17 protein-coding genes and 2 pseudogenes are annotated in these 16,046 nt (G+C 63.6%); 6 read left to right on the top strand and 13 right to left on the bottom strand.

Going from position 1 to position 16,046, the window contains the following annotated elements; all coding sequences use genetic code 11:
• Positions 1–191 precede the first annotated feature (191 nt).
• On the bottom strand, positions 192–1,313 hold the full coding sequence (locus tag C163_RS08235) for a sigma-70 family RNA polymerase sigma factor (RefSeq protein ID WP_025338358.1): 1,122 nt from the start codon (positions 1,311–1,313) through the stop codon (positions 192–194).
• A 135-nt stretch (positions 1,314–1,448) separates the two neighbouring features.
• Between C163_RS08235 and C163_RS08230 the strand changes: the two genes are divergently transcribed.
• On the top strand, positions 1,449–1,931 hold the full coding sequence (locus tag C163_RS08230; RefSeq protein ID WP_025338357.1) for an LEA type 2 family protein: 483 nt from the start codon (positions 1,449–1,451) through the stop codon (positions 1,929–1,931).
• A gap of 18 nt (positions 1,932–1,949) precedes the next feature.
• Here C163_RS08230 and C163_RS08225 read toward each other — a convergent pair whose 3' ends face one another.
• Positions 1,950–2,213, bottom strand: coding sequence for a hypothetical protein (locus C163_RS08225; RefSeq protein WP_025338356.1), 264 nt, complete (start codon positions 2,211–2,213; stop codon positions 1,950–1,952).
• A gap of 129 nt (positions 2,214–2,342) precedes the next feature.
• Between C163_RS08225 and C163_RS08220 the strand changes: the two genes are divergently transcribed.
• Positions 2,343–2,663, top strand: a complete 321-nt coding sequence (locus C163_RS08220) for a YqjD family protein (protein WP_025338355.1) — start codon at positions 2,343–2,345, stop codon at positions 2,661–2,663.
• A gap of 22 nt (positions 2,664–2,685) precedes the next feature.
• Here C163_RS08220 and C163_RS08215 read toward each other — a convergent pair whose 3' ends face one another.
• A complete protein-coding gene (locus C163_RS08215) occupies positions 2,686–3,303 on the bottom strand; it encodes a tRNA-(ms[2]io[6]A)-hydroxylase (protein ID WP_025338354.1) in 618 nt (205 codons plus the stop codon).
• 154 nt (positions 3,304–3,457) lie between these two features.
• On the opposite strand from C163_RS08215, the gene C163_RS08210 reads away from it, so the two are divergent.
• Positions 3,458–4,321: a universal stress protein gene (locus C163_RS08210; protein ID WP_025338353.1), complete on the top strand. Its 864-nt coding sequence runs from the start codon at positions 3,458–3,460 to the stop codon at positions 4,319–4,321.
• A 163-nt stretch (positions 4,322–4,484) separates the two neighbouring features.
• Here the strand turns inward: C163_RS08210 and C163_RS08205 are convergent, their stop codons facing one another.
• The 9 genes from C163_RS08205 to C163_RS08165 all read right to left on the bottom strand — a co-directional run bounded on the left by C163_RS08205 (position 4,485) and on the right by C163_RS08165 (position 13,481).
• Positions 4,485–4,688, bottom strand: a complete 204-nt coding sequence (locus C163_RS08205; RefSeq protein WP_015269628.1) for a formate dehydrogenase subunit delta — start codon at positions 4,686–4,688, stop codon at positions 4,485–4,487.
• Positions 4,685–7,567 carry a formate dehydrogenase subunit alpha gene (gene fdhF / locus C163_RS08200; protein WP_025338352.1) on the bottom strand — a complete coding sequence of 961 codons (2,883 nt, stop codon included), beginning with the start codon at positions 7,565–7,567 and terminating at the stop codon, positions 4,685–4,687. The genes C163_RS08205 and fdhF overlap by 4 nt, the downstream gene beginning before the upstream one ends.
• Positions 7,564–9,132, bottom strand: a complete 1,569-nt coding sequence (locus C163_RS08195) for an NADH-quinone oxidoreductase subunit NuoF (protein WP_025338351.1) — start codon at positions 9,130–9,132, stop codon at positions 7,564–7,566. Before C163_RS08195 ends, fdhF begins: the two co-directional genes overlap by 4 nt.
• The gene (locus C163_RS08190; RefSeq protein WP_025338350.1) at positions 9,126–9,608 is read right to left on the bottom strand and encodes a formate dehydrogenase subunit gamma; all 483 of its coding nucleotides are present in this window, start codon (positions 9,606–9,608) and stop codon (positions 9,126–9,128) included. Before C163_RS08190 ends, C163_RS08195 begins: the two co-directional genes overlap by 7 nt.
• Before the next feature lie 588 nt (positions 9,609–10,196).
• Entirely contained in the window at positions 10,197–11,291 is a 1,095-nt protein-coding gene (sfnG, locus tag C163_RS08185; protein WP_025338349.1) for a dimethylsulfone monooxygenase SfnG, read from the bottom strand.
• A 175-nt stretch (positions 11,292–11,466) separates the two neighbouring features.
• Positions 11,467–11,754 (bottom strand): DUF3077 domain-containing protein, encoded by a 288-nt coding sequence (locus C163_RS08180; protein ID WP_025338348.1) that lies wholly within the window; start codon positions 11,752–11,754, stop codon positions 11,467–11,469.
• A 103-nt stretch (positions 11,755–11,857) separates the two neighbouring features.
• Positions 11,858–12,112, bottom strand: a complete 255-nt coding sequence (locus C163_RS08175) for a hypothetical protein (protein WP_015269621.1) — start codon at positions 12,110–12,112, stop codon at positions 11,858–11,860.
• 434 nt (positions 12,113–12,546) lie between these two features.
• On the bottom strand, positions 12,547–13,179 hold the full coding sequence (locus C163_RS08170) for a hypothetical protein (RefSeq protein ID WP_025338347.1): 633 nt from the start codon (positions 13,177–13,179) through the stop codon (positions 12,547–12,549).
• An 11-nt stretch (positions 13,180–13,190) separates the two neighbouring features.
• Positions 13,191–13,481: a hypothetical protein gene (locus C163_RS08165; protein WP_015269619.1), complete on the bottom strand. Its 291-nt coding sequence runs from the start codon at positions 13,479–13,481 to the stop codon at positions 13,191–13,193.
• Positions 13,482–13,768: 287 nt separating this feature from the next.
• Between C163_RS08165 and C163_RS08160 the strand changes: the two genes are divergently transcribed.
• The 3 genes and pseudogenes from C163_RS08160 to C163_RS26280 form a co-directional block, all read left to right on the top strand.
• Complete coding sequence (locus C163_RS08160) at positions 13,769–14,329, top strand: nucleotidyltransferase family protein (RefSeq protein WP_025338346.1); 561 nt, start codon at positions 13,769–13,771, stop codon at positions 14,327–14,329.
• 223 nt (positions 14,330–14,552) lie between these two features.
• Positions 14,553–14,721, top strand: a pseudogene (locus tag C163_RS26285) (FAD-dependent oxidoreductase); the annotation flags it as partial.
• Positions 14,722–14,895 (top strand): annotated as a pseudogene (locus C163_RS26280) (chitin deacetylase); the annotation flags it as partial.
• Positions 14,896–14,928: 33 nt separating this feature from the next.
• On the opposite strand, the gene C163_RS08155 reads toward C163_RS26280, so the two are convergent.
• A complete protein-coding gene (locus C163_RS08155) occupies positions 14,929–15,966 on the bottom strand; it encodes a sterol desaturase family protein (protein WP_025338345.1) in 1,038 nt (345 codons plus the stop codon).
• Positions 15,967–16,046: the final 80 nt, after the last annotated feature.

Below are 16,046 nucleotides of genomic sequence, written 5' to 3'. Positions count from 1 at the left end.
ATTGGTTGCTGATCAGTCCCACTACGACGATCTGACTTGCAGGAACTTGCAGTGCCAAATGGAAAATATTTTTTGTTTCTGTGCCGGCCTCTTCGCAGCACAAGGCTGCTCCTACAGGGATCGCACCGTTTGAAGGCTCTGCGTTCGCTGTAGGAGCAGCCTTGTGCTGCGAAGAGGCCGGCACAGGCGAATCAATGAACCACGGCCAACCACGGCAGGTAGGTCACCTTCAGCCCATAGCGCTGCTCAAGGGTCCGCAACAGGGCCTCCGGCTCATCGAGGTCGAACACCCCGCTGACCTCCATCGCCGCCAGCTTGCTATCGGACAACACGATCCGCCCATGCCGGTAACGCTCGAGCTCCGCCAGCACCTGCCCCAGCGGCTTGCCGTTGAAGATCAACTTGCCGCGCTGCCAGGCCATCTGCGTGCCGGCATCGGCCGCTACTGCCAGTTCACGCTCGCCAACCTTGGCTTCGCCGTGAGCCAATACCACGCGGCCATCGCGACGCACGCTGAAGGTAGCCGCACTCCCCTGCACCCGCTCACCGGCCGTATCGACCACAAAGGGCCGTGAATCATCGGTGGTCTCGAACAAGGCTTCACCAGACTCAAGGACCACCCGCCGCTCACGGTCGCTGAACACCACGCTCAGGGCAGTGGCGCTGTTCAGCGTCACCCGCGTGCCATCGGCCAGGGTAATCACCTGTCGCTCACCCACCCCGGTGTGGTAATCCGCCAGCAGCACCGGCGCCTGCTGCCAACCCGCCACAGCAACGGCCAACACCAGGGCCGCAGCCACGCCCGCCTGTTTGAGCCAGTTGCGGCAATGGCGCAGGGCCTGGCCGATGTATTTCGCCACCATGCTTTCGGAAACCCCCAGGCGCTCCGCGATCTGCGCCTGGGTCAGGCCATCGACGCGGTTGAGCAATAGCGCCTGGCGGGCATTGTCGGACAGCTGCAGCAGCGCCTGGTCGAGGATCTGCAGGCGCTCCCGGGCCAGCAAGGCCGCCTCGGGGGCCGGCGCCGGGCAGGCCACCTCACCTGCCCGCTCACTGTCGTCGTGGCTGGCGGCAATGCGCTGCTCGCGGCGCAAGGCATCGATCGCCAGGTTGCCGGCCACGCGGAAGATGAAACTGCGCGCGTGCAGCACCGGCACCGCCTGCTGGTCGATGTTCACCAGCCTCAGGTAGGTTTCCTGCGCGACGTCGGCAGCGCGCTGACGGTCGCTCATGCGCCGGGTCAGGAACTGCAGCAGGTCGTCGTAGTGCTCCTGGAAGCTTGCCAGCAGGCCCGGCGCGGGAGAGGTCAGCATGGGTTTGGGAACGGCCAGTAGGAGAAGTTATCGGGCGTTAATGAGAAACAGTATCTTTCATCTGGGCGGAGACTTTCAACGCCGACGCGTATTTGCCACACTGCCCATTCGCCCACTCTGGCAAGGTCGCACCCCATGGCTGCCCGTCTGCACCGCTACGCCCGCCTGTTCCTGGTCCTGCTGCTGGCCTGCGGCCTGGGGGCCTGTGCGCTGTTCCAGGCACGCGACCCGGTCAATATCAGCGTGATCGGTATCGAGCCGCTGCCCGGGCAGGAGCTGGAACTGCGCATGGCGGTGAAGATGCGGGTACAAAACCCCAACGAGGCGCCGATCGACTACAACGGCATCGCCATCAACCTGGAAGTGAACGGCCAGCCGCTGGCCGCCGGGGTCAGCGACCAGCAGGGGCACATCGGCCGTTATGGCGAAGCGGTGGTCGTGGTGCCGGTGAGCATCACGGCGTTTTCCTTCCTGCGCCAAGCCTATGGGCTGGGCCGGGTGGACTCGTTGCAGGGCCTGCCCTATGTGCTGCGCGGCAAGCTGGCCGGCGGGCTGCTGGGGACCGTGCGCTTTACCGACGAGGGCAAGCTGGACCTGCCCAAGGGCGCCTACCGGTAGGCGCCTGGCGGGGTGTGATCAGCGGTTGGCGCTGGCTGCGGCCATCAGTTTGTTGACTTCGCTGCGCACCATGTTGGCGTATTCGGGCGGCGACATGCCATCCAGCTCGGCGCGCACCCACTCGGCCCATTTGCCTTTGCGCCGTGGTTTTTCGGCGATCAGCCGCGCCGCTTCGCCCTTGGCCTTGCCCAGGTTGTTCTGCCACAGCTCGAACAGTCGGGCCTTCTCTGCCTCGATCTGCGCCCGTTCCTCGAAGCTCATGTTGGCCAGATTGAAACTCATGAAGGTACCTGCAGGTTTGAAAATGGCCGCTATCTTACACCCAGGTACTGCAACAGCCCAAAGCCGCCGCAACTTTCCCGACGCGCCGGCATCCATTGTTCAAACCACACCATCGACGAGGACGAGTTCATGGCCCGGAAAAACGCCGCGCTGGCCGACAGCGATCAGATCAAGGACCAGGTATTCAGCGAACTGCAGGCGCTGATCGAAGAATCGGAAAGGCTGCTGAACGACAGCGCCGCCCTGGTGGGTGACGAGGCAGAAACCCTGCGCGCGCAGGTAAGCCTCAAGCTACGCCAGGCGCGCCATGCTGCCGACAAGGTGCGTAGCAAGGCGCAACCGGTGGTGGAGGCTACCCAGGACTACATCGGTGGCCACCCGTGGCAGACCGTAGCCATTTCCGCAGGCCTCGGGCTGGTGGTCGGCCTGCTGCTGGGCCGCCGTCACTGACGCCTGGGCCGCCTGGTGCGAATCAGGCGGCCTGCGCCATCGGGATACCGCTGTGGAAACGCAGCTCCTGGTCCGGTGACTGGATCAGCTCCACCTCCGCTGCGCGCACCAGTTCCACCCGGCGGGCGATGTCTGCCTCATCGCCGTAGTTGTGCGCCAGTTTCAGGTACCCCTGGTAGTGGCGCGCTTCGCTCTTCAGCAAGCCGTGGTAGAAGCGGCCCAGCTCCTCGTCCAGGTGCGGTACCAGCGCGGCAAAGCGCTCGCAGCTGCGCGCCTCGATGAACGCCCCCACCACCAGCGTATCCACCAGCTTGACCGGCTCGTGGGCGCGCACCAGGCGCCGCAGCCCCGACGCATAACGCCCCGCCGACACCGGGCGCAGCGACACGCCGCGGCGCTTCATCAGGCGCAGCACCTGCTCGTGGTGCACCAGCTCCTCGCGGGCCAGGCGCGACATCATGTTGATCAGGTCGAGGTGGGTGTTGTACTTGGCGATCAGGCTCAGGGCGGTGCTGGCAGCCTTGAATTCGCAGTTCTTGTGGTCGATCAGCAGAGTTTCCTGGTCGGCGAGCGCCGCTTCGATCCAGGCGTCTGGTGTCGGGCAACCAAGAAAGGCGTCGATTTCGGGGATCAGGGACATGAGCGTGCAACCACAAAGAACAGGCAGGGCCGGCGATTATACCGGCGGCGGCGGGCGGCGCCAGTGACTATGCTTGATGTACATCAAGCGCCAGCGGGGGAAGCGCCGACTATAGTCAGGCATTGGTCGCCACCTTTGAAGGGAGTTAACGCCCATGCAAGCCGTCCGCAGCATCCTCGTCGTCCTCGACCCCGAGCACGCCCACAGCCGGGCGCTGACCCGGGCCAAGCTGATCGCCGGTGTCACCGGCGCGCGCCTGCACCTGCTGATGTGCGACAAAAGGCATGACCACAGCGCGCTGCTGAGCCTGCTGAGCAGCCAGTTGCATGATGACGGGTACGACAACGTCACCCATGAAGAGGCCTGGCGCGACAACCTGCACGACACCATCATCTACGTGCAGCAGGCCGAGGGCTGCGAGCTGGTGATCAAGGAACACCGCCCGGACAACCCACTGAAAAAGGCCCTGCTCACCCCCAGCGACTGGAAGCTGCTGCGCCAGTGCCCGTGTGCCGTGCTGATGGTCAAGAGCGAGCGGCCGTGGACCGGCGGCAAGGTCCTGGCTGCGGTGGACGTGGGCAACCAGGACGAGGACCACCGCCGCCTGCATGCCAGCATCATCGACCATGGCTATGACATTGCTGCGCTGGCCAAGGGTGAGTTGCACGTCATCAGCGCCCATCCGTCGCCGATGCTGTCGGCGTCGGACCCGGTGTACCAGTTGAGCGAGACCATCGAAAAGCGCTACCGCGAGGCGTGCAAGGCATTCCAGGCAGAGTACGACATCAGCGAAGACCGCTTGCATGTGGCCGAAGGGCCGGCGGATGTGCTGATACCGCATACCGAGAAGAAGATCGATGCCGTGGTGACGGTGATCGGCACGGTTTGCCGCACGGGGATTTCCGGGGCGTTGATTGGTAATACCTCGGAGGTGGTGCTGGATTCGCTGGAAGGGGATGTGCTGGTGCTCAAGAGCGAGGAGGCAATTGCTCATCAGGCGGAACTGGCCCGCGGCTAAAAGTGACGCGCGCCATGTAGGAGCGGCCTTGTGTCGCGAAAGGGCCGCAAAGCGGCCCCAGGATCCTGGCGTCTACGCAGGAATCGCTGGGGCTGCTACGCAGCCCTTTCGCGACACAAGGCCGCTCCTACAAGGACCGCGCACGTCTTGGAACTTGAGCCAGTCAGGCCAACGCTTCCTGCACCTTCGGGTCCAGCCCCTCCCCTGCATTGGCCTCGATCCATTGCGCCAGCTGCCGGCGCATCGCCGGCGTCCAGAAGCTCTGCAGATGCTGCCGTACCCCTTGCACCGCCAGCGCCCGGTCTGGCTCGCTGTCGAAGTAATGGGCAATCTGATTGGCCATCTTGACCAGGTTTTCACTGCTCATCGGCGCACCTCGGCTTTTTCCGCAATACGGCGCTCCTTCAGCAAGCGCCGCTGCTCGTCACTGAAGTCCTGGTAGCGCTTCTGCCACTGCGAAGGCTGGAACACTTTCACCACCTCCACCGCCGTCACCTTGTACTCAGGGCAGTTGGTGGCCCAGTCGGAGTTGTCGGTAGTAATCACGTTGGCCCCCGACTCGGGGAAGTGGAACGTGGTGTACACCACCCCCGGCGCCACCCGTGCACTGACCTTGGCGCGCAGCACCGTCTGCCCGGCGCGGCTGCCGATGCCGACCCAGTCACCGTCCTGGATGCCACGGCTTTCGGCGTCGGTCGGGTGGATTTCCAGGCGGTCGGCGTCATGCCAGGCGACGTTGCCGGTACGCCGGGTCTGGGCGCCGACGTTGTACTGGCTGAGAATGCGCCCGGTGGTCAGCAGTAGCGGGTAGCGGTTGTTGACCTTCTCCTCGGTGGGCACGTAGCCGGTAAGCATGAAGCGCCCCTTGCCACGTACGAACTGGTCGATGTGCATGGTCGGCGTGCCATCGGGTGCTGCGTCGTTGCACGGCCACTGCAGGCTGCCGTGGCGGTCGATCTCGGCGTAGCTGACGCGGTGGAAGGTGGGCGTCAGGCGGGCGATCTCGTCCATGATCTCGGACGGGTGGCGGTAGTTCATCGGGTAGCCCAGGGCATTGGCCAGGGCCACGGTCGCCTCCCAGTCGGCCTTGCCGGCCAGCGGCTCCATGACCTTGCGCACCCGCGAAATGCGCCGCTCGGCGTTGGTGAAGGTGCCGTCCTTCTCCAGGAACGAGCTGCCCGGCAGGAACACATGGGCGAACTTGGCTGTTTCATTGAGGAAGATGTCCTGCACCACCACGCATTCCATGGCCAGCAGGGCCGCAGTGACGTGCTGGGTGTTGGGGTCGCTCTGGGCAATGTCCTCGCCCTGGCAGTACAAGGCCTTGAAGCTGCCGTCCAGCGCCGCTTCGAACATGTTGGGGATGCGCAGGCCCGGGTCGGGCTGCAGGGTCACGCCCCAGGCACGCTCGAACTCGGCGCGCACGCCCTCGTTGGAAATGTGCCGGTAGCCGGGCAATTCGTGAGGGAACGAACCCATGTCGCACGAGCCCTGCACGTTGTTCTGCCCGCGCAGCGGGTTCACCCCTACCCCTTCGCGGCCGATGTTGCCAGTGGCCATGGCCAGGTTGGCGATGCCCATCACCGCGGTGCTGCCTTGGCTGTGCTCGGTCACGCCCAGGCCGTAGTAGATCGCCGCATTGCCGCCGGTGGCGTACAGCCGGGCGGCGGCGCGGATCTGCTCGGCAGGCACGCCGCAGACCGGGCCAAGCACTTCGGGGGCGTTTTCCGCCAGGCTGACGAAGTCGCGCCAGCGGGCGAAATCTTCGGTTTCGCAGCGGGCATCGATGAAGCGCTGGGCCAGCAGGCCTTCGGTGACGATCACGTGGGCCAGGGCGTTGAGCATGGCCACGTTGGTACCGGGGCGCAGTTGCAGGTGCAGCTCGGCGCGGGCGTGCGGCGAGTCGACCAGGTCGATGCGCCGCGGGTCGATCACGATCAGCCGCGCACCCTGGCGCAGGCGGCGCTTGAGCTGCGAGCCGAATACCGGGTGGGCGTCGGTGGGGTTGGCGCCAATCACCAGCACCACATCGGCCTGCATCACCGAGTCGAAGCTTTGTGTACCAGCCGATTCACCCAGGGTCTGCTTCAGGCCATAGCCGGTGGGCGAATGGCAAACCCGCGCGCAGGTGTCGACGTTGTTGTTGCCGAACGCCGTGCGCACCAGTTTCTGCACCAGGTAGGCTTCTTCGTTGGTGCAGCGGCTGGAGGTGATGCCGCCGATGGAATCGCGACCGTACTTCAGCTGGATGCGGCGGAACTCGCTGGCGGCGTAGGTCACCGCCTCGTCCCAGCTGACTTCCTGCCATGGGTCTTCCAGGCGCTTGCGGATCATCGGCTTGGTGATGCGGTCCGGGTGGGTGGCGTAGCCCCAGGCGAAGCGGCCCTTGACGCAGGCGTGGCCGTGGTTGGCGCCGCCGTTCTTGTCCGGGACCATGCGCACCAGCTGGTCGCCCTTCATTTCGGCGCGGAACGAGCAGCCGACGCCGCAATAGGCGCAGGTGGTGATGACCGCACGCTCGGGCTGGCCCAGCTGTACCAGGCTCTTTTCCGTCAGGGTCGCGGTCGGGCAGGCCTGCACGCAGGCGCCGCACGACACGCACTCGGAGGCGAGGAAGTTTTCACCACCCGCCGCCGCCACCCGCGATTCGAAGCCGCGCCCGGTGATGGTCAGGGCGAAGGTGCCCTGGATATCCTCGCAGGCACGCACACAGCGGCTGCAGACGATGCACTTGCTTGGCTCGTAGTCGAAATACGGGTTGGATACGTCCTTTTTCTCGGCCAGGTGGTTGGCGCCGTCGTAGCCGTAACGCACCTCGCGCAGGCCCACCTGGCCGGCCACGGTCTGCAGCTCGCAGTTGCCGTTGGCCGAACAGGTCAGGCAGTCCAGCGGGTGGTCGGAGATGTACAGCTCCATCACGTTGCGGCGCAGGCCGGCCAGGCGCGGGGTTTCGGTGTGCACCACCATGCCTTCGCTGACCGGGGTGGTGCAGGAGGCCGGGTAGCCGCGCATGCCTTCGATTTCCACCATGCACATGCGGCACGAGCCGAAGGCTTCGAGGCTGTCGGTGGCGCACAGTTTGGGAATGCTGGTACCGAGCATGGCCGCAGCACGCATTACCGAGGTACCGGCGGGCACAGTGATGGCACGGCCATCGATGCTCAGGCTGACCTGTACCTCGCTGTCACGGGCCGGGGTGCCGAGGTCGCTGCTTTTATCAGAAGCGGGGTCGAAGAAATTGATCACTGCGCGGCCTCCGTGTGGGTCAGCCCGAAATCGGCGGGGAAGTACTTCAGCGCGCTGGCCACCGGATAGGCGGTCATGCCGCCCATGGCGCACAGCGAGCCGTATTGCATGGTGTCGCACAGGTCGCGCAACAACAGGGCCTGGTCATGCCGTTCGGTCATGTCGCTGGTGGCGATCAGCCGGTCGACCACTTCCATGCCGCGGGTCGAGCCGATGCGGCATGGGGTGCACTTGCCACAGGACTCCTCGGCACAGAACTGCAAGGCGAAGCGCGCCATGCTGGCCATGTTCAGGGTGTCGTCGGCCACTACCACACCACCATGGCCGAGCATCGCGCCCATGGCGGCGAAAGCTTCATAGTCCAGCGGCGTGTCGAAGTGGCTGGGCGGTACCCAGGCACCGAGCGGGCCACCCACCTGCGCGGCCTTCAGCGGCCGGCCGCTGGCCGTGCCGCCGCCATAGCCTTCCACCAGCTCGCGCAGGGTCAGGCCGAAGGCGCGTTCCACCAGGCCGCCTTGGCGGATGTTGCCGGCCAGCTGGAACGGCATGGTGCCCAGCGAGCGGCCCATGCCGAAGTCGCGGTAGAACGCCGCGCCCTTGGCCATGATGATGGGTACCGAGGCCAGGGTGAGTACGTTGTGCACCAGCGTCGGCAGGCCGAACAGGCCCTGCAGCGCGGGTAGCGGAGGCTTGGCGCGGACGATGCCGCGCTTGCCTTCGATGGATTCGAGCAGCGCGGTTTCTTCGCCGCAGATATAGGCGCCGGCGCCGACCCGCACTTCCAGGTCGAAGGCCTGGCCGCTGCCGGCCACGTCGCTGCCGAGATAGCCGGCGTCACGGGCGATGGCGAAGGCCTGGTCGAGCACGCGGATGGCGTCGGGGTATTCCGAGCGCACATAGATGTAGCCCTTGTCGGCACCCACGGCGAGGCCGGCAATGATCATGCCTTCGATCAGCAGGAACGGGTCGCCTTCCATCAGCATGCGGTCGGCGAAGGTACCGGAGTCACCCTCGTCGGCGTTGCACACCACGTACTTCTGCCCTGCCCCGGCGTCACGCACGGTGCGCCACTTGATGCCGGCCGGGAACGCCGCACCGCCGCGGCCGCGCAGGCCGGAATCGAGCACGGCGGCGACCACCTCGGCACCGTCCAGGGCCACGGCCGCTTCAAGGCCGGCGAAACCGCCATGGGCACGGTAGTCGTCCAGCGACAATGGGCGGGTGATGCCGGCGCGGGCGAACAGCAGGCGCTGCTGGGTCTTGAGGTAAGGGATGTCCTCGACCGGCCCCAGGGCCAGCGAGTGGCCACCAGACTCACCGGGCTCACCGGTAAAAGCGTCGAGCAAGGACGGCACGTCTTCCGGGGTGACCGGGCCGAAACCCAGGCGCCCTTGCGCGCTCTCGCACTCCAGCAGCGGTTCCAGCCAGTACAGCCCGCGGGAACTGGTGCGCTGGATGTCCAGCGGCAGCTGGCGGCGCTCGGCCTCACGTTGCAAGGCATCTGCGATCTGGTCAGCGCCCACGGCACGGGCTACCGAATCGCAGGGGATGTACAGCTTCAGCATGCTGCGTCCTCCTGGCAAGCGTTGACCAGCGCGCGCAGGCGCTCAGGGGTAAGACGCGCATGCACCTGGCCGTCCAGTTCCAGCGCTGGCGAGCAGGCACAGGCGCCCAGGCAGTACACCGGGCGCAGGCTGATGGCGCCGTCGGCGCTGGTGCCGTGGTCGTCCAGCGCCAGCTGTTCGCGCAGTTGCGCGGCCAGCACCTCGGCGCCCCGGCTCTGGCACGACTCGGCGCGGCACAGGCGCAGGGTGTGGCGCGCCGGTGGCGCGGTGCGGAAATCGTGGTAGAAGCTGATCACCCCACGCACCTCGGCCAGGCTGAGGTTCAGGGCATGGGCAATTTCGGCGACAGCGGCATCGGGGATGTAGCCGATGTCGTGCTGGATGGCATGCAAGATCGGCAACAGCGCGCCGGGGGTATCCTTGTCACGGGCCAGAATGCGGTGGATCACAGGCAGGTGGAGCAATTCATCAGGCATACAGCGGACCTCGGCATCACGGACCCTGCCTGAATTGTTGTGGGGGCAGGTATCCGGCGTGTTCTGCTGCGGCGCGCCGGCCACGTCACGGTTGCGTGGTGCCAGCGGCCTCCTTGCCTGCGGCCGCACGTCTGCGCGCACTGGTCCGAGGCATCCTGCAAGCATGGCACTTGTGGCGCCGGGGGGTTGCGTGCGAACGACCAGGCGCATCCTGAAACCGACGCGGGTTGTTTCTGGCCTTATGCCGTCTGCTGCGCTGTCGCTTGGAGAACTGAGTTCGCAAGCGGTCCGCGTACCCTATGGGAGCGGCTTTAGCCGCGAAGAATCCGACGCGGTGCATGGCACCGGCTGCGCCGGTGTTCGCGGGCATGCCCGCTCCCACAGGGTGCTCCGATAGCCCAAGGAATGCGCCATACCTGTGGGAGCGGGCGCGCCCGCGAAGAATCCGACGCGGTGCATGGCACCGGCTACGCCGGTGTTCGCGGGCATGCCCGCTCCCACAGGGTGCTCCGGTAGCCCAAGGAATGCGCCATACCTGTGGGAGCGGGCGCGCCCGCGAAGAATCCAACGCGGTGCATGGCACCGGCTTCAGGCCACCGCCTTGTCCACGCTGCGCCCGGCCTCCAGTTCACGCACCAGCGGCAGCACATGTTCGCCGAAGTACGCTACTTCCTCCTGGAAGTGCAGGAACCCGGACAAGATCAGATCCACACCCACCGCCTTCAGCGCAACGATGCGCTCGGCAATCTGCCGCGGTGTACCGATCAGGTTAGTCTTGAAGCCATCGTTGTACTGCACCAGGTCTTCGAAGCTGGACCTGGCCCAGTTGCCCTCGCCCTCCGGGCTGGCAGAACCGGCATGCTTCACTTCCTGGCCAAACGCCCGCACCGCCTCGGGGTTGGCCTTGTCGATGATCTCCTGCAGCACCGCACGCGCCTGCTCTTCGGTGTCGCGGGCGATGATGAAGGCATTGACTCCAACCTTTACCGAATGGCCGTTGGCCGCCGCCTTGGCGCGGATATCGTCGACCTGCGCCTTGATCCCTTCCACGCTGTTGCCGTTGGTGAAGTACCAGTCCGACACGCGCGCCGCCATGTCCCGTGCGGCGCGCGAGCTGCCGCCCTGGAAAATCTCCGGGTGCGGCTGCTGCAGCGGCTTGGGTTTGAGGTTGTAGTCGCGAAAGCGATAGAAGTCACCGTTGAAGGTGAAGTTGTCCTGGGTCCAGATGCCCTTCAGCGCGCGGATGAATTCCTCGGAACGGCGATAGCGTTCGTCGTGGTCCAGCCAGGGTTCGCCGATGGCGTGGAACTCGCCCTTGAACCAGCCCGAGACCACGTTGATGGCGATGCGGCCGTTGGTGAACTGGTCGATACTCGCCAACTGCTTGGCCGCCAGCGCCGGGTTCCACGGGCCTGGCAGGATGGCGGCGATGACCTTGAGCTTTTCCGTGGCAGCGAGCAGCGCGTGGCTGATGGTGACCGACTCGTGCTGGTTGTCGGCGCCGTAGCCGGCGGTGAAACGGATTTGCGACAGGGCGTAGTCGAAACCGGCCTGCTCGGCGATTTGCGCGAGCTTGCGGTTGTAGTCGATGTCCCAACTGGTGCGCTGTTCGATGGTGCTGACCACCAGGCCACCACTGACGTTGGGGACCCAGTAGGCGAACTTGATCGGGGCGTGGCTCATGGTAAGGCTCCTTGGTGATCCTCGGGTTCAAGGAGGCAGGAGCAGCAAACATGCCAGGCTTTAAAGTGCTTTTATTTCAATTGGTTAGATGAAATTGGCGGCGATATTGGCTGCATGCGGTCGAACAAGCTGCTGGATCGCTGTTGCCTGCACAACATCGCCGCCCCGGGGCAGGTCAGCGGTTCTTGCGCATGCCCATATGCGCGTCATCCATCAGCGCCTTGGCCATGTCGCAGAGAAAGTGCGAAGCCCAGACCAGCACCGGTTCGTTGTCCATAACCCCGATAAACGAGGCTCGCCGTGAGCAGTCCATCAAGACCGACGCTTGTTCGATGGCATGGTCGCAGCAGTTTCCCGCCTCTACGCGGAACAGTTTCCTGCCGTCCAGCACACCATCCAGGAACGTGGCCGCACCTACGGTCAGGCCCAGTGTGCCGGTGTCGTCATCCAATTCCTTGTCCATCTGAAACCCTCTTTTGAATCTGCCGGCCAGTGCGATTTCCCGGTTGCAGTCCCTGGCAGGAAAACCACACCGCCCAGGCTGGCAAAATTTGAAAATCAGCCCATCAGTGCAATGTATGCACCGGCTGCCCGCCCCGGAGCTGCACCTGCGCAATCGCCGACTCCAGCAGCGTGCGCACAGCCTCCATTTCATGCATGACCGCCAGGGTCATGATCGTGGCGGGAGATCTGGGGAGCGAGGCTATCGCGTGATGGCCTACGGACAAGGCGCAGAGCACGTATTCCGTGGCCTGGATCAGGGTATCTTCCAAGTGATGGGGTGAGTCGGAAATGGGGGGATCCGGGACTATTTTGAGCATGGTCACATCTCGATTTCGTGAGAGAAAACCACACCCCATCCCTTGCAGAGAATGGGTGGCGGCTGCGTACGGGCCTGCAAGACCGGGGAAGATCGAGAAAAACCCGGCTGACCCAAAGGTCACCCGTACGCAGCCACCATTAAGCACAACCATTGGCACAGACCAACGGCTCGATGATGAGCACGCTTTCGATACTTCCCCAGGCTTGCAGACCCGGTCGTTGAATTTGCAACGACAGGGCGAGACTAGGGGGCTCAGGTTTCCATCGCAATGGTGAAACGGCTTGAAAAGGATGATTCAGAAATGGACTACGAGGAAGGGGAAAAATCTGATTAGTTCTTGTAGGAACTGATATGAGTTTCTCTAAAAAGACTCGAAGATCCGAGTGTGAAGCACAGCGCTTGGCGGTACGCTGTGCTTCTTTCAAATGCTCACTACAACGCCAACCGCGCCAGTCGCTGCAAAGCTCGAATCACCTCCTGATCCCGGTTCTCCAGCACATCCGCCTGAATACGCGCGATCACAGCCTTCAGCAATTCGGTCTGGTTCATCTCTGTATTCTGCTGAAGCGCAAGCATGTCCTCCGCCATGTACGGATTGACCTTCATCGACAACCGCCGAGTAACATTGGAACGCGCAAGCCCGCGCTGCTCTCGCTGTTCATCCAGCGCCTGAAGGAACTTTTGATGCGCCGCATGCAACTGCCCACACTGCTGCGCCTGCACCAACTGTTGGAAATAGTGGGCAAGAAACAACTTGCGCAAATTTGCCCCCGCTTCATTACTGACCGCATGCATGGCCGCATCGAGCACATCCAGATAGACCGCCGGCAAACGCGCCTCGATCGACTTGAGCTGCTGCTTGCGCGCCTCGCGGATGGCCGGCGTGGATTGCGATGGAATGGCGACCACACCATCACAACGGGCGCACACGCCCACCAGAATGTCCTTGGCCACACCTTGGCCATCGCTAAACGGCACATCCCGGCGAGCATAGTGCGTGGGCACCACTGCCTGGCAATGCTCGCAAAGCGCATTTCCTCTGTCGCCTTCGAAAAAGATCTTCATGATCTGGGTACTCACTGGTGAACGCTGATGAACCAGGTGTCTGGCTCGATGAAAAAGAACTTTATGTACCAACCATCCCGTTTGAGCACATGCACCTCGATGGCTGCGACGGCATGGTGAGGGGTGCTGGCGTGATGAATACCCCTGCATGAGCGAACGACTTCGGCAACCTCGCCGGCTGACACTTCCCCTGTAGCCAGCAGGTTCTTTACGTCGATATCCCTGCGTGAAACGTGTTGATACTCCCCTGACTCAAGCGCCGCTATCACCGCTCGCTGGGCCTCCCTGAAGCCGAATTTCATAGCTCATCCCTGCCAATACGAAAATCATCGTACAAAACCCGAATCAAATCTACCGTTTGCCGAGCCCGGGCGACCAGTGGCACCCCGGCCAGCTCAAGACAGCGATCCGGAACACGCATGAACTATGGTCCCATCGACCGCAGGACGGCGTAGAGCAATGTAACCAACGCTTTCATGGCCTTTTCCGACTGCCCGTTCGAGGGCAGAACCTGTCCCACGAACACATCACCGAGGCGTCATTCAGGTAAGCTCAGCCCAGCGCAATGCAACCACCACGGACGGTACCCATGCATTCACTGACTGACGAACAAGTGCTGGCAATCATCCACGAGAACCCGATAAATCGGGCATTGCTGGCCGCCCTGCCAGCGCTGGATATCCCGCACTGCATGTTGACGGCAGGCGCCCTGTTCCAGACATTCTGGAACCACCGCGCCGGGCTACCTTCGGAGAGGGGCATCAAGGACTATGACATCGCCTATTTCGACGCCGACTTGTCCTGGGAGGCAGAGGACCGTGTCATCGCCCGGGTTCATCAGGCGTGCGCGCACCTGGGCGTCAACGTGGAAGTGCGCAACCAGGCCCGTGTTCACTTGTGGTATGAGGCGAAGTTCGGCGGCACTTATCCGCCATTGAACAAGGTCACGGATGGCATCGACCGGTATCTGATCCGGTCGACCTGCCTGGGGGTCGATGTCGGCACTGGCGAGCTTTACAGCACGCATGGCCTGGACGACCTGCAGAACGACCTGCTCAGGATGAACGAGCTGAACCCACGACCAGGCTTGTTCAGGGAAAAAGCTGCCAGCTACCAGGCACGTTGGCCGTGGCTGGCCTTGGTTGAGTGAGCGTGCGCTTTTGACCTGTAGAGGCCGTGTTGGAAGGGGGCTGCCATGCAGCCCATCGCAGGCAAGCCAGCTCCCACAGGGACCGCGTAAAACTCAGAAGTTGTGCGATCACTGTGGGAGCTGGCTTGCCTGCGATGGGCCGCAAAGCGGCCCCAAACTGGTTAACTGACAGGCATTACCCCCGCTGCCTTACCATTGGCACGTCGACAGAACGGAGGTTGGTATGACAACTGGTCAGGGCAAACGGGTCGTTGTCATTGGTGCAGGCATCGTGGGCGCATCACTGGCATATCACCTGGCTCGCAAAGGTGCGAATGTCACCGTGATCGACGCTGAGAACATAGCGTCGGGTGTGACTGGCCGTTCATTCGCATGGATCAATACCTCATTCGGGCGCGCACCACCCGAAGATGATGAGCATGGGCCTGCATGGACGGATCAGTGGCCATCCTGGCCGTGCGATGGCGCTGGCGCGCTTTCTCGATTACGTGCAAGGCCACGACGGGGTGTGGGTCTGCCGGCGCGAAGAGATTGCCAGGCACTGGATAGCCCAGTTCCCCGCCTGAGCGGTCAGTCGTTCGCAACAAACACGGGATCAGCTAACGGCCTGCCCTGCCGGACGCGCCAAGCACAGCCTTGCGCTGGCATTTCACCAGGACCTTGCGGCCTGTTTCGACAAAGGGCGTGACGATCAGGCTATAGACCGTCAGGTAACGCTGGTGGTCCTGCTCGCCGGTACCGAAGCGGATGCATTCGGGCGTTGATGTGGTGACATAGAGCGTGCCGAACATCCAGTCCCAGAGGGACAGGTTGGTGCCGAAGTTCCGGTTGAAATGGCGCGGGGCGTCACTGTGATGGATCTGGTGCTGGGCCGGGCTGTTAAACACATGCTCCAGCTGCGGGCCGAACGACAGCCAGACATGGCTATGCCGCAGGTTGGCCGCCAGGCTGTTGAAGATGAACACCAGGTAGGTCACGCCGAACAGGGTGTAGCGGCTGACTTCACCGCCGCAAAGGTACCAGAAGCATCCGGCGTAGAGGCCGATGCAAATGCCGGTGCTCAGTTTCTCGACGATCTTTTCCACGAAATGCACCCGGCTCGCCGTCGCCGGCACCAGAACGGGCGCCGAATGATGGACCTTGTGAAAGGCCCAGAGCCAGCGGGAGTGAAAGGCGCGGTGCGCCCAGTAATGGATGAAGTCCTTGAGCAGGAACACCCCCAACCCGTAGAGCAGGGACAGTGCAAGGTTCTCGCCCAGGCGCGGGCGCGCGCCCCAGAGGTTGCTGAAAAAGGCCAGGTAATCGCCGGAGCGCAGGATGTAGGGGTCGACCAGATGGATGACGGGCAGCACCAGCGCAACCTTGAGGATGGCCCGCACGAAGTAGTAGCGGTAGTCCAGCAGCGCCGAGGGATGCAGATGTACCCGGGCGCCACCGATGAATTGCCAGAACGACTGGGCGTCGCTCAGGCCGCGCCGCTTCCTGAAACGGAACAGGCCGTAGGCTGCGCCATAGGAGATGCAAAGGAACAAGGCCCCGAAACGACCGTTCACATTGAAAATGCCGAGAAACTGGTCGGTAACGGGCGTAATTACCCACTCGGTCAGGTGCTCAAAGACAAGCGACAGGGCATCCACGAAACGTCAGCCTCGGCAAAAGGGACGCAATTGTAAATCAGATTGATTTACTCGAGTGGCTTTCTGCATGAAGTGGTGCT

It is taken from the genome of Pseudomonas sp. FGI182 (genome assembly GCF_000511325.1).
GTDB classification, from domain to species: domain Bacteria; phylum Pseudomonadota; class Gammaproteobacteria; order Pseudomonadales; family Pseudomonadaceae; genus Aquipseudomonas; species Aquipseudomonas putida_Z.
This window is presented reverse-complemented; position numbering and strand designations above follow the sequence as displayed.

What these genes read in the sequence shown, in the direction of transcription:
- C163_RS08235 (WP_025338358.1), bottom strand. Translation starts at nt 1,313, where the DNA reads ATGCTGACCTCTCCCGCGCCGGGCCTGCTGGCAAGCTTCCAGGAGCAC.
- C163_RS08230 (WP_025338357.1), top strand. Translation starts at nt 1,449, where the DNA reads ATGGCTGCCCGTCTGCACCGCTACGCCCGCCTGTTCCTGGTCCTGCTG.
- C163_RS08225 (WP_025338356.1), bottom strand. Translation starts at nt 2,213, where the DNA reads ATGAGTTTCAATCTGGCCAACATGAGCTTCGAGGAACGGGCGCAGATC.
- C163_RS08220 (WP_025338355.1), top strand. Translation starts at nt 2,343, where the DNA reads ATGGCCCGGAAAAACGCCGCGCTGGCCGACAGCGATCAGATCAAGGAC.
- C163_RS08215 (WP_025338354.1), bottom strand. Translation starts at nt 3,303, where the DNA reads ATGTCCCTGATCCCCGAAATCGACGCCTTTCTTGGTTGCCCGACACCA.
- C163_RS08210 (WP_025338353.1), top strand. Translation starts at nt 3,458, where the DNA reads ATGCAAGCCGTCCGCAGCATCCTCGTCGTCCTCGACCCCGAGCACGCC.
- C163_RS08205 (WP_015269628.1), bottom strand. Translation starts at nt 4,688, where the DNA reads ATGAGCAGTGAAAACCTGGTCAAGATGGCCAATCAGATTGCCCATTAC.
- C163_RS08195 (WP_025338351.1), bottom strand. Translation starts at nt 9,132, where the DNA reads ATGCTGAAGCTGTACATCCCCTGCGATTCGGTAGCCCGTGCCGTGGGC.
- C163_RS08190 (WP_025338350.1), bottom strand. Translation starts at nt 9,608, where the DNA reads ATGCCTGATGAATTGCTCCACCTGCCTGTGATCCACCGCATTCTGGCC.
- sfnG (WP_025338349.1), bottom strand. Translation starts at nt 11,291, where the DNA reads ATGAGCCACGCCCCGATCAAGTTCGCCTACTGGGTCCCCAACGTCAGT.
- C163_RS08180 (WP_025338348.1), bottom strand. Translation starts at nt 11,754, where the DNA reads ATGGACAAGGAATTGGATGACGACACCGGCACACTGGGCCTGACCGTA.
- C163_RS08175 (WP_015269621.1), bottom strand. Translation starts at nt 12,112, where the DNA reads ATGCTCAAAATAGTCCCGGATCCCCCCATTTCCGACTCACCCCATCAC.
- C163_RS08170 (WP_025338347.1), bottom strand. Translation starts at nt 13,179, where the DNA reads ATGAAGATCTTTTTCGAAGGCGACAGAGGAAATGCGCTTTGCGAGCAT.
- C163_RS08165 (WP_015269619.1), bottom strand. Translation starts at nt 13,481, where the DNA reads ATGAAATTCGGCTTCAGGGAGGCCCAGCGAGCGGTGATAGCGGCGCTT.
- C163_RS08160 (WP_025338346.1), top strand. Translation starts at nt 13,769, where the DNA reads ATGCATTCACTGACTGACGAACAAGTGCTGGCAATCATCCACGAGAAC.